Source organism: Pseudomonas sp. BGI-2 (assembly GCF_004310295.1).
Taxonomy (GTDB): domain Bacteria; phylum Pseudomonadota; class Gammaproteobacteria; order Pseudomonadales; family Pseudomonadaceae; genus Aquipseudomonas.
This window is the reverse complement of record NZ_SISB01000019.1, coordinates 1-11,839: the sequence shown is the minus strand read 5'-3', so window position 1 is coordinate 11,839 and position 11,839 is coordinate 1. Positions and strand designations below refer to the sequence as shown.

Sequence of the window (11,839 nt, the reverse complement as noted above, 5' to 3'; positions counted from 1 at the left end):
TTTGTTTCAATTCGATTACTGCACATCCATTCCCAACTCATGCTTGACCAGCGCCAACAGCTTGCCGGTATCGACAGGCTTGAGCAGGAAGTCGACCACGCTCAAATGCATCGCAGCGATTGCATCTTTCACATCGGCGTCACCGGAAACAATGATGATCGGCATTGCCGCCCGAACCGACTCACGCACCTGGCGAATCAGCTCCAGACCATCGACAGTTCCCATCCGCAGATCGGTAATCACCAGGCCAATCGATGGCTTCTCGTCCAACATCTTGAGTGCAGTTTCACCACTGGCGGCGGTCATGCAACGAATACCGTCCAACGCAAGAATCGCCGACAGCAGCTCACGCGCGTCTTTATCGTCATCGACGATCAGCACCCGCTGCGGCGGCAGGTCAGGTTCCTGCATGACCGCAATCAGCGCCTCGCGCTCGGCGTCACTCAAAATATCGTGGTCGGACATGGCTTTCTCTACGTTTTCATTTCAGTTCCCTAGCACATCCGTCAGACATCGCTAAGCAGACCTACAATGTGCCCTTCGTCGGAAAGTTTTCCTATAGCCAATGTAGGGGGGGTTTCCCGCATTTGCGTCAGACATTTCCTAACTTCCGACGCCTGCAACGCCCGACCTAGACTTACGTCCAATGGGCACCCTGCCCGCAGGGGCCGACCATGGCTAAGTCATCCGACAACAACAATTCAAAAAAGACTGCGGTCATGGTTATGAGTAAAGCGGACGCCTTCACACAGGCAGGGAAAACCGCGGTGTTGCAGAACATCCAGGGCACTTTGCAATTCCTCCAGCGCTTCCCGCCCTTCAATCAAATGGAACACGCTCACCTGGCGTACCTGGTCGAACAATGTCAGATGCGTTTCTACGCCCCTGGCGAGAGCATCATCAAACCTGCCGATGGGCCGGTTGAACATTTCTACATCGTCAAACAAGGCCGGGTCGTGGGTGAACGTCCCCACACGGCCAAGGGCGGTACCGAAACCACCTTCGAAATCACCACCGGCGAGTGTTTCCCCCTCGCCGCGCTGCTGGGCGAGCGCGCGACCCGCACCGAACACCTGGCCGCCGAAGACACCTTTTGCCTACAGCTGAACAAGCTGGCGTTCATCAAACTGTTCGCACTTTCCACAACGTTTCGCGACTTTGCCCTACGCGGTGTCAGCAGCCTGCTGGATCAGGTCAATCAGCACGTCCAGCAAAAAGCCGTGGAAACCCTCGGCACTCAATACTCGCTGAATACGCGACTGGGCGAATTGGCCATGCGCCATCCGGTGACGTGCAGCCCCGCCACGCCGTTGCGTGAGGCCGTGACCCAGATGCACGAGCAGCAGGTCGGCAGCATCGTGATTGTCGACGAGCAGAAAGCCCCGCTGGGCATTTTCACCCTGCGCGACCTGCGCCATGTGGTGGCCGAGGGCACTAACGACTTCAACGAAGCGATTGAGCGTCACATGACCCAGGCGCCGTTTTTCCTGTCGCCGGACCACAGCGCCTTCGATGCGGCAATCGCCATGACCGAGCGACACATCGCCCACGTCTGCCTGGTGAAAGACCATCGTCTGTGTGGCGTGGTGTCCGAGCGGGATCTGTTTTCCCTGCAGCGGGTCGACCTGGTGCATCTGGCGCGGACCATTCGCAGCGCGCAGAAACTGGAAAATCTGGTGGCGATGCGCGGCGAAATCGGCCAACTGGTGGAGCGCATGCTGGCCCACGGCGCCTCTTCAACCCAGATCACTCACATCATCACCCTGCTCAACGATCACACCGTGTGCAGGGTGATCGAACTGACCCTCGCCGAGAAAGGTGACCCCGGCATTCCATTCAGCTGGCTGTGCTTTGGTAGCGAAGGCCGCCGCGAACAGACGCTGCACACCGATCAGGACAACGGCATTCTGTTCGAAGCCCGGGACGCGGCGCATGCCGCTGAAATTCGCGGCAAATTACTGCCCATTGCCCAGCAGATCAACCAGAGCCTGGCGCTCTGCGGCTTCACGCTGTGCAAGGGCAACATCATGGCCGGCAACCCCGAATTGTGTTTGTCCCGGGCCGAATGGGCGCGGCGCTTTGCGGCGTTTATTCGTGAGGCGACGCCGGAAAACCTGCTGGGTTCGAGCATCTATTTCGACTTGCGCGTGGTCTGGGGCGACGAGCAAGGCTGCGAGCAGCTGCGTCAGGGAATTCTCGATCAGGTGAATGACAATCGGCTGTTCCAGCGGATGATGGCCGAGAACGCCCTGCGCAATCGTCCGCCCGTAGGACGTTTCCGTGAGTTCGTACTGGCGCGCAAGAATGGCGAGAAAGCCACGCTGGATCTGAAGGTTCAGGGGTTGACGCCGTTCGTCGACGGCGCGCGCTTGCTGGCCTTGGCCCACGGCATAGACACCAACAATACCCTGGAGCGCTTCCGTGAATTGGTGGCCAAAGAGGTCATTGAACGGCTGGACGGCGCCGCGTATGAAGAGGCCTACCACTTCATCCAGCAAACCCGCATGCAGCAGCATCAGCTACAGACCCGAGAGAATTTGCCCTACTCAAACCGGGTCGATCCGGACAGCCTCAATCATCTTGACCGACGGATCCTGCGTGAATCCCTGCGCCAGGCTCAACGCCTGCAAAGCAGCCTGGCCCTGCGGTATCAGCTATGAGCCTGTTTTCCTGGCTGCGCCCGGCCATTCCAATCCTGCCCGGCGAACTGCAACAACGCCTGGAACGCTTGCCTGTAGTAGCCGAGTTGAGCGAATGCAGCCTGCGCGAGCAGCGCTGGGTGGTGCTCGACCTGGAAACCACCGGGCTGAACCTGAACAAGGACCGGGTGTTGTCCATCGGTGCGGTGGTGATCGAGGACGGCGCGATTGATTTCAGCCAGCAGTTCGAACGTACGCTGCAATGCGTCGATATGAAGGTGGGGCCCAGCGTGTTGATTCATGGTCTGGGACCGAGTGCGATTGCCGCCGGCAGCGATCCGGGGCTGGCGCTGCTCGAGCTTATGGAGTTCGTAGGAGACAGTCCGGTGCTGGCGTTTCATGCGCCATTCGATCAACACATGCTTGGGCGCTCGCTGAAAGACCATTTGGGCTACAAATTGCAGCATCCGTTTCTTGATGTAGCGGACATCGCACCGCTGCTTTGTCCTCAGGCGCACATTCGCGATGCCGGGCTGGATGAGTGGATCGACTGGTTCAAGCTGGAAGTCTTTGAACGCCACAATGCCAGCGCGGATGCGTTGGCTACGGCGGAACTGGCGTTGATTCTGTTCAGCCGGGCGCGGCAGCAGCAGATTCATAGCCCGTTGAATCTGCAACAGCGGTTGAGTCAGTGGAAACGGCGGCAGCGGGCGCCGTCCTTCTAAATCTCCGGCGACTGTTCCGGCCCCTTCGCGGGCAAGCCTCGCTCCTACGGGTCATCGTCAATTCTGGAATTGCGCATAACCTGTGGAGCGAGCGGGCGGCGTTCCGACTTGCCCGCGAAGAACGATGGCACGGTCTCGCTAAAACCACCTGACCAGTGGCCAATTGCTTACCTCTCCCGCCTCTGCCACAATCGCGAACAATTCTCGTTAGTTAACACTTCCCAATCGGTGATGTTGCGTGTCGTCAGTCCAAAGCCCTCAAAGTGAGCTCGTTGGTGCGTTGTATCGCGACCATCGCGGTTGGCTATTGGCTTGGCTGCGACGCAATGTGGCCTGTCCGCAACGGGCCGAAGACCTCAGTCAGGACACCTTCGTGCGGCTGCTGGGCCGTGATGAGCTGAAGGAGCCTCGCGAACCGCGGGCGTTTCTGGTGGCGATCGCCAAGGGCTTGCTGTTCGACTATTTCCGTCGCGCAGCGCTGGAACAGGCCTACCTCACCGAGCTGATGCTGATCCCCGAAGGCGAACAACCGTCGGTGGAAGAACAGCAGCTGATCCTCGAAGACCTGAAAAACATCGACCGCCTGCTCGGCAAGCTTTCAAACAAGGCCCGGGCAGCGTTTCTCTATAACCGTCTCGACGGCCTCGGCCACGCGGAAATTGCCGAGCGTCTGGGCGTGTCGGTGCCTCGGGTTCGCCAATACCTGGCCCAAGGCATTCGTCAGTGCTACATCGCGCTGTACGGTGAGCCGGTATGAGCTCGGTCAGCTCCAAACCGGTTTCAGCTCAAGTGCTGGATGCCGCGATTGCCTGGCAATTGTCCCTGGATTCCGGCACCCCGGTGGAGCGCGAAGAGTTCGCCAAATGGCACGCCGCCCACGAAGAACACGCCCGGGCCTGGCGCCAGCTGGGCATGCTCGACCAACGTTTCAGCGTCGCCAGCGGCCCGGCTCGCACGGCGTTACTGCAATCGCGTGAAAGCATCCGCCGACGGGTACGCAAGCTCGGCAGTGGCCTGGCAAGCATCGTCGCGGTGATCGGGTTGGCGCTGTTCGCCGGTGATCGTTATCTGCCCATCGACTATTGGCTGGCCGATCAGCGCACCGCCACTGGCGAGCAGCGCACCCTGCGCCTGACTGACGGCACGCTGATCAACCTCAACACCCACAGCGCCGTGGACGTGCGCTTCGATGAGAAGCAGCGGCTGATCATCCTTCAGGAAGGGGAAATTCTCGTCGAAACCGGTCACGGCGATGCCCGGCCGTTTATCGTCGAAACCCGTGAAGGCAGCCTGCGCGCGCTGGGCACGCGGTTTCTGGTCAAGCGCGAGGATGACGGCACGCGACTGAGCGTGTTGCAGTCCGCGGTGGCCGCCCATCCGGAGTCGAGTCCTGAAGAGCAGATCCTGCGTGAAGGCCAACAAGTGCTGATGCGCAGCAATGGCCTGGGTCCCATCGTCGCGCCGAACCTCGGCGCCGATGCCTGGACCCGCGGCATGCTGGTGGTGGACAACGCACGACTGGAAGATCTGGTGCACGAACTCGGCCGTTATCGGCGCGGGCACTTGGGTGTTGCACCGGAGGTTGCTGACCTGCGGATCACCGGCAGCTTCCCGCTGCACGACACCGACAAGGCCCTGAGCGCGTTGCTGCCGACCCTGCCGGTGCAGATCGAACAGCACACGCCGTGGTGGGTGACGGTGGCGAAGGCTGAGACCAAGCCCTGAGATGTTTGTTGTCTGAGCGGGCGCCTTCGCGGGCAAGTCGGAACGCCGCCCGCTCGCTCCTACAAGTTTTGTGTCGATCTGTGGAACGGCGACATCCTGTAGGAGCGAGGCTTGCCCGCGAAGAGGCCCTCAACATCAGCACATCTCTCGAATCAGCCCACTCACTTACTGAATCTAAATTATTTTCATCCAGCCCTATCACTTTTGGATTCTCGTTCGGCACCTAGGCAATTGAGAAATATTTCCATTCAGGAGCCGCTGTATGTCCCGTTCGCTAGACACCTTGTTGCGCCCCAGCTTGCTGGCAGTCGCCATTGCCCTTTGCGCCCCGCTGGCCAGCAGTCAGCTGATGGCCGCCGAACAGGCGTCCAGCGTTCGCGCCTACAACCTGCCGGCCGCGCCATTGGCCAGCACCTTGAACCAAATCGCCAGCCAGGCGGGCCTGGCACTGTCGTTGAATCCATCGCTGGCAGCAGGCAAGACCTCCGCTCCGGTCAAGGGTCAGTTCGACGCGACCGGCGCCCTGCGGGAAGCCCTGCGCGGCACCGGTCTGCAACTGGAACAAAGCAGCGCCGGCACCTATAGCCTGGTCGCCATTCCCGAGGGCACGCTGGCCCTGCCGGAAACCGCCGTCATCGGTGTCGAAAATACTGAAAGCGCCTGGGGCCCGGTGGAAGGCTACGTCGCCACGCGCACCGCCGCCGGCACCAAGACCGATACCGCACTGGTCGAAGCGCCGCGCTCGATTTCGGTCGCCACTCGCCAGCAAATGGAAGATCGCAATGTGCAGAACCTCGATGACGCCGTGCGCTACATGCCCGGCATCGTCGCCAGCAGCTACGGCAGCGACACCCGCGCCGACTGGCTGCGCGTACGGGGTTTCGAACCGACCCAGTTCCTCGATGGCCTGCCTCTGCCAAAAGGCACGTACGCCAACCCGAAACAGGAAACCTGGAACCTCGATCGCCTCGCCCTGCTGCGCGGCCCGGCGTCGTCGGTCTACGGCCAGACGCCGCCGGGCGGCCTGCTCGACATGGTCAGCCGCCGTCCCACCGCCGAAGACAGCCATGAGATTCAGCTGCAATACGGCAGCGACAATCAGCGCCAGATCAACTTCGCCAGCACCGGCAAGATCGATGACAAAGGCCAGTTCCTCTACAGCCTCAGCGGCGTGGTACGCGACAGTGGCACGCAGATCGACCACGTCGACAACAAGCGCTACAACATCGCGCCGAGCCTGACCTGGAACATCGACGAAGACACCAGGTTCACCTTGCTCACGCAATTCACCCGTGACGATACGGGCATCACCAGCCAGTTCCTGCCGGTGCAAGGCACCAAGATCGACATGCCGTTCGGCAAGGTTTCTCATCACAAGAACCTCGGCGACCCGGATTGGGAATACTACGACCGCACCTACTACGCGCTGGGCTACGCGTTCGAACATCGCTTGAACGACGTCTGGCAGTTCAAGCAGAACCTGCGTTACACCAAATCGGATCTGTCGTTCCAGGGACTCACTGTCGGCTCGTATCCGTTCACCCAAGTGGATAACGAAGGCAACGTCGGTCGCACCAGCACCACAGTCGATGAGGACATCAGCCAGTTCGCCGTGGATAACAATTTCCAGGCCGACTTCGCCACCGGCGATATCCGCCACACCCTGTTGCTGGGCCTGGACCACCAGCGCAGCAACACCAACTACACCTCGATTTTCGGCGACGGGTTGACCACCAACATCAACAACCCGATTTATGGCCAGCCAATCGTTCGTCCACCGCGCTCCACCGCGTTCTACGACTACAACCAGAAGACCTACCAGACCGGCCTTTACGTGCAGGATCAAATGGCCCTCGACCAATGGCGTCTGACCGTCGGCGGACGTGAGGACTGGGTCCACACCAGCACCGAGTTCTTCAACAAGGGCGATGCCACCAACACCGAACGCGACAAGGCTTTCAGCGGCAACGCGGCGATCAGCTATGTGTTTGACTCAGGCTTCGTGCCGTACCTGTCGTACGCCGAATCCTTCCAGCCCACCACCGGCGCATCGGCTTCCAGCACCGAGTCGTTCAAGCCTACCGAAGGCAAACAGTGGGAATTGGGCATCAAGTACCAGCCACCGGGCAGCAACACCCTGCTCAGCGCGGCGGTGTATGACCTGACCCAGAAAAACGTCTCGGTCACCACCACCGTTGGTGCCACGCCAATCACCAGCCAGACCGGCGAAGTGAAGGTCAAGGGCCTGGAGCTGGAAGCGGTGTCCGACGTCACCGAAAACTTGAAGATCATCGCTGCCTACACCTTGGCCAAGTCCGAAGTGCAGAAAGGCGACAACAAGGGCAACCGTCTGCAACTGATGCCTAACCAACAGGCTTCGCTGTGGGCCGATTACACCTGGCACAACGGCGTGCTGGACGGCTTCGGCATTGGTGCCGGCGCTCGCTATACCGGCAACACCTACGGCGACCAGGCCAATACCTTTTTGGGCAAGGCCGATGCCTATACCGTGTTCGACGCCGCCGTCCATTACGACCTCGGCCGGCTGGACAACAGCCTGAAAGGCGCGTCGTTGGCGCTTAACGCCACCAACCTGCTGGACAAGGATTACATTTCCACGTGTGACAGTTTCTACTGCTACTACGGCGACCAGCGCAGCGTCGTCGCCAGTGCAACGTACAAGTGGTAATTGCCTGAGCTGAAACGCTCCAAAACCCAAGCCGTCCTTCGAGGACGGCTTGGGTATTTCTAAAGGCCATGAAATGAAAAGTAAAACAATTCGCCGCTGGTCGTTCGTCCACACCTGGACCAGTCTGATCTGCACGGTGTTTCTGCTGATGCTGGCGCTGACCGGCCTACCGTTGATCTTTCACCACGAGATCGACCATCTGCTGGGCGATGCCGCCGAGTTGAAGCAAATGCCGGCGGACACCCCGCATCTGAATTTGCAGCAGTTGGTGCAGGCGGCTGAAAAACATCGCCCGGGCGAAGTCATGCAGTATTTCGGCTTTGACGAGGAAGAACCCAACGCGGCGATCGCCATCATGGCGGCCACCGCCGGCACCGAGCCGAACTCGTCGCACACTTTCATGCTCGATGCCCGCACCGGTGAAGCGCTGGAGATGCCGTCGGCCAACGGCGGTTTCATGATGGTGATGCTGCGTCTGCACGTGGACATGTTTGCCGGTCTGCCGGGTAAGTTACTGCTGGCGTTTATGGGGCTGATGTTTGTCGTGGCGATTGTTTCCGGGACGGTGATGTACCTGCCGTTCATGCGTCGCTTGAAATTCGCCACCGTGCGCCAGGACAAATCCACCCGCCTGCGCTGGCTGGATCTGCATAACCTGATCGGCGTGGTCACCCTGACCTGGGCGCTGGTGGTCGGCGTCACTGGCGTGATCAGTGCCTGCGCCGACCTGCTGATCGCCGCATGGCGCAATGACGCCCTGAGCGCGATGATCGCGCCGTACCGCGATGCACCACCGCTGACGCAATTGGCGCCCGCGACCCGTTTGCTCGACATCGCCAAAGAAGTCGCGCCGGGCATGCAAACCGATTTCATTGCCTTCCCCGGCACACGGTTTTCCAGCGAACACCATTACGCCGTGTTCATGAAGGGCAGCACCCACCTGACTTCGCACTTGCTGACCCCTGTGCTGATCGACGCCAGTACCCTGCACGTCACGGCGGTGGCCGAACGACCGTGGTACATGGACGCCATGGGCGTGTCACAACCCCTGCACTTTGGTGATTACGGCGGCATGCCGATGAAAATCCTCTGGGCGACCCTGGATGTGCTGACCATCATCGTGCTCGGTAGTGGGGTTTATCTGTGGGTGGTGCGGCGCAAGGCAGCGAAACCTGTACTCGAACAAGCTGAGGTTCAAGCATGAGGCCGCGACAGTCGAACTTCTGGAAAGTCTTCGCCACGCCTACCGTGATCGCCCTGCTCAGCGCCGCAGGGTTATTCGCCGCATTGCTGGGCGATGGCGTGTGGGACGCCTTGAGCTGGCTCGGCCTGGGCGTCCCTGCCGTGCTTGCCTTGCGCGGCCTGCTGCAACGCCGATGATCTGACGGGTTTTTTGTAGCAGCTGTCGAGACGACAGTCATATGGTGACGCCCTCCCCCGCCCGTCGCCTCAACCTGCGTTTCCGGCCAAGGAGCGTTCGGTCGCGATCGCTGAATGTAAGGACCTCATCGTCGGAACGCCGCCCGGAGCAAGCTCGCTCTCACAGGGGATATGCGTGCGTTGGTCATCTTGAGCTATTGCTTCAACGCGCTATGCTGCCCAGCACTGCCCAATACCGAGACGCTGCCATGTCCGCCCCCAGCATGACCCTGTTCCACAATTCGTTATCGCCCTTCGTTCGCAAAGTCATGGTGCTGCTGCACGAAACCGGTCAGACCGACCGCGTGGCGCTGCAAGACTGCGTGCTCACGCCGGTAAGCCCGGACCAGACCCTCAACGAAGACAACCCGCTGGGCAAGATCCCGGCCCTGCGCCTGGCCGACGGCAACGTCATCCATGACAGCCGGGTGATCCTCGATTACCTCGATCACCAACACGTCGGCAACCCGCTGATCCCTCGCGATGGCTCGGCACGCTGGCGGCGCCTTACCCTGGCCTCCCTGGCCGACGGCATCATGGATGCTTCGGTAATGGTTCGGTACGAAGTGGCCCTGCGCGCCCCGGAGAAACACTGGGACGCATGGCTCGATGGCCAGCGCGACAAGATTCGTCGCGCGCTGGCGCTGTTGGAGAAGGACGCGATTGCCGAGCTGACCAGCCATTTTGATGTGGCGGCGATCAGCGTGGCGTGTGCGTTGGGTTACCTCGACTTGCGCCATCCGGATCTGGGATGGCGCGAGGCGAATCCGCAGTTGGCGGCGTGGTATTTCGAGGTGAGTCAGCGGCCTTCGATGTTGGCGACGATGCCGAAGGTTTAGATCTTCGCTGGTTTTCAGGGCCTCTTCGCGAGCAAGCCCGCTCCCACATTTGATCTGCTGTGTTCGAAGACTTTGTGTCCACTGGAGATCTAGTGTGGGAGCGGGCTTGCTCGCGAATGCACCACACGGAATCTAACGGAAACAACCCATGAATCAGCGTCGCCAACACCTCCCCTTCCCGCTGATCCTCGCGCAACCCCAGCGACCGGCTCATTCCACCGCTCCAATATCAAACGCCAGCGGCTTGGCCGACTTCTGCCCGATCCCGTACCAATCCAGCTTGCGGGTCAGCACCATGAACACGCCGAGCAAGCCGAACAGCAACAACGAGCCCATCAACAACGCGTAATCCTCGGCACTCAACAAGCCGTAGAGCAAGCCATACAGCGCCGCCAACCCCGCCGAAAAGCTCAAGCCGTGGCGCACGCTGCGCAGCACATGGCAGACATAGAAGCCGATCAGCAATACACAGCCGCCCGCCGATAACAGATAGGCCAGGGCAAAACCGATGTGCTCCGACAGCGACAGCAGCAACAGGTAGAAGAACGCCAGCGCCACGCCTACCAATGCATATTGCACCGGGTGCACCGCGAGGCTTTTCAGCACTTCGAAGAGGAAGAAGCCAGCGAAGGTCAGGACGATGAACAGCAACGCGTATTTGATCGCCCGATCACTCTTCAGGTACTGGTCCACCGGGTCGATGAAACTCACGCCAAAGCTGCGACCGTTGTACGCCTCACAACCACCACCGGACACGCAACTGCTCAGCGCTTCTTGCAGGTTGGTGGAGAAAAACGAGGTCTGCCAGTTAGCGGTAAAACCCTGATCGGTGACTTCACGCTGGGCCGGCAGGTAGTTGCCTATGAAGCTTGGATGCGGCCAGTTGGCGCTCAACGACACTTTGCTGGTCTTGCCCACTGGAAGGATCTGCAACTGACCGGTGCCTTGCAGCCGCAGGTCGAAACCGAAGGTCAATTCCGTCGCTTGTCTGGCATCCAGCGCCGGCAGCGTCACGTGTACACCCTCACCTAACCAGCCCACCTGAGTGCCCGGTACAAAGTCCAGACGCTGGTCGTTGAGTTCGAGTTTCAGGGCGTTTTCGATACCGCGAATGTCGCTGATGCCGACGGCCAAAAACGGCTGATCGAACTGGTAATCGGCGAAGTCTTCCTTGATGCCCAGTTGTGCCGGGACCGAGAAATGCCCGCTGATGCGGTTGTCGGCGTGGAACAGTCGCGCCTCATAAATACCTCGGGATCGCAGTTCGGTCTGTACTAGGCCGTCGAGTTCGAAGCGTTCCGGGAGGAAATACAGGCGACCGCGTTCTTCACCGACTTCCTGGTAGCGCTCGTTGGTTTTCTCGTTGAGTTTCCAGGTGCGCACCACTTTGCGATACGGCACCACCATCAGCGGTCCGCTCAGTTGTTGGCTGTAGCTGGAACTGCGGGCAATGTCTTCGAGCACACCGTCGCGCAGTTGCTGGCGGTCCTGGATGACGCCGTTGATCATCAGCAACGGGATGAGCAATAACAGAATAAGAAGGGCAATGGCCCCGAGTTTTATGGTCAGGCTGCGGTTCATGGGACTCTCCCTGTTTGGATGGGCAGAGTCTGGAATGGGTGTGTGGGGGATTTATGGGGGGAATATGGAGATTATGTGGAGACTGGGCCGGCCCCATCACGCCCTGAGCCTTTCCGTCAACGCGGTTTTGCTGTGTCCAGCTCGCTGGTCAACGGTGAGCCGTGCCGGAGCAAGGCCTGTAAATAAACCTTTTCGTCGTACACGGTACTGGTCTTCCAGCAC

Annotated in this window: 10 protein-coding genes; 8 read left to right on the top strand and 2 right to left on the bottom strand. The window is 60.1% G+C overall.

Annotated elements, in window-relative coordinates; translation table 11 throughout:
- Window positions 1-15: 15 nt before the first annotated feature.
- Window positions 16-465, bottom strand: coding sequence for a response regulator (locus EYC95_RS14405; RefSeq protein ID WP_131060951.1), 450 nt, complete (start codon window positions 463-465; stop codon window positions 16-18).
- Between the two features lie 254 nt (window positions 466-719).
- On the opposite strand from EYC95_RS14405, the gene EYC95_RS14400 reads away from it, so the two are divergent.
- From EYC95_RS14400 to EYC95_RS14365, 8 genes are all read left to right on the top strand, one after another.
- Window positions 720-2,660 (top strand): putative nucleotidyltransferase substrate binding domain-containing protein, encoded by a 1,941-nt coding sequence (locus EYC95_RS14400; protein ID WP_131061027.1) that lies wholly within the window; start codon window positions 720-722, stop codon window positions 2,658-2,660.
- Window positions 2,657-3,364 (top strand): PolC-type DNA polymerase III, encoded by a 708-nt coding sequence (locus tag EYC95_RS14395; protein WP_131060950.1) that lies wholly within the window; start codon window positions 2,657-2,659, stop codon window positions 3,362-3,364. The genes EYC95_RS14400 and EYC95_RS14395 overlap by 4 nt, the downstream gene beginning before the upstream one ends.
- A gap of 238 nt (window positions 3,365-3,602) precedes the next feature.
- A complete protein-coding gene (locus EYC95_RS14390) occupies window positions 3,603-4,121 on the top strand; it encodes an RNA polymerase sigma factor (RefSeq protein WP_131060949.1) in 519 nt (172 codons plus the stop codon).
- Window positions 4,118-5,089 carry a FecR domain-containing protein gene (locus EYC95_RS14385; protein WP_131060948.1) on the top strand — a complete coding sequence of 324 codons (972 nt, stop codon included), beginning with the start codon at window positions 4,118-4,120 and terminating at the stop codon, window positions 5,087-5,089. Before EYC95_RS14390 ends, EYC95_RS14385 begins: the two co-directional genes overlap by 4 nt.
- A 262-nt stretch (window positions 5,090-5,351) precedes the next feature.
- Window positions 5,352-7,778, top strand: coding sequence for a TonB-dependent siderophore receptor (locus EYC95_RS14380; RefSeq protein ID WP_131060947.1), 2,427 nt, complete (start codon window positions 5,352-5,354; stop codon window positions 7,776-7,778).
- Window positions 7,779-7,851: 73 nt separating this feature from the next.
- Window positions 7,852-8,982, top strand: a complete 1,131-nt coding sequence (locus EYC95_RS14375) for a PepSY domain-containing protein (protein WP_131060946.1) — start codon at window positions 7,852-7,854, stop codon at window positions 8,980-8,982.
- Window positions 8,979-9,158, top strand: a complete 180-nt coding sequence (locus EYC95_RS14370; protein ID WP_010467072.1) for a hypothetical protein — start codon at window positions 8,979-8,981, stop codon at window positions 9,156-9,158. The genes EYC95_RS14375 and EYC95_RS14370 overlap by 4 nt, the downstream gene beginning before the upstream one ends.
- A gap of 248 nt (window positions 9,159-9,406) precedes the next feature.
- On the top strand, window positions 9,407-10,036 hold the full coding sequence (locus EYC95_RS14365; protein ID WP_131060945.1) for a glutathione S-transferase: 630 nt from the start codon (window positions 9,407-9,409) through the stop codon (window positions 10,034-10,036).
- A 210-nt stretch (window positions 10,037-10,246) separates the two neighbouring features.
- Here EYC95_RS14365 and creD read toward each other — a convergent pair whose 3' ends face one another.
- On the bottom strand, window positions 10,247-11,617 hold the full coding sequence (gene creD, locus EYC95_RS14360; protein ID WP_131060944.1) for a cell envelope integrity protein CreD: 1,371 nt from the start codon (window positions 11,615-11,617) through the stop codon (window positions 10,247-10,249).
- Window positions 11,618-11,839: the final 222 nt, after the last annotated feature.

What these genes read in the sequence shown, in the direction of transcription:
- EYC95_RS14405 (WP_131060951.1), bottom strand. Translation starts at nt 465, where the DNA reads ATGTCCGACCACGATATTTTGAGTGACGCCGAGCGCGAGGCGCTGATT.
- EYC95_RS14400 (WP_131061027.1), top strand. Translation starts at nt 720, where the DNA reads ATGGTTATGAGTAAAGCGGACGCCTTCACACAGGCAGGGAAAACCGCG.
- EYC95_RS14395 (WP_131060950.1), top strand. Translation starts at nt 2,657, where the DNA reads ATGAGCCTGTTTTCCTGGCTGCGCCCGGCCATTCCAATCCTGCCCGGC.
- EYC95_RS14385 (WP_131060948.1), top strand. Translation starts at nt 4,118, where the DNA reads ATGAGCTCGGTCAGCTCCAAACCGGTTTCAGCTCAAGTGCTGGATGCC.
- EYC95_RS14380 (WP_131060947.1), top strand. Translation starts at nt 5,352, where the DNA reads ATGTCCCGTTCGCTAGACACCTTGTTGCGCCCCAGCTTGCTGGCAGTC.
- EYC95_RS14375 (WP_131060946.1), top strand. Translation starts at nt 7,852, where the DNA reads ATGAAAAGTAAAACAATTCGCCGCTGGTCGTTCGTCCACACCTGGACC.
- EYC95_RS14370 (WP_010467072.1), top strand. Translation starts at nt 8,979, where the DNA reads ATGAGGCCGCGACAGTCGAACTTCTGGAAAGTCTTCGCCACGCCTACC.
- EYC95_RS14365 (WP_131060945.1), top strand. Translation starts at nt 9,407, where the DNA reads ATGTCCGCCCCCAGCATGACCCTGTTCCACAATTCGTTATCGCCCTTC.
- creD (WP_131060944.1), bottom strand. Translation starts at nt 11,617, where the DNA reads ATGAACCGCAGCCTGACCATAAAACTCGGGGCCATTGCCCTTCTTATT.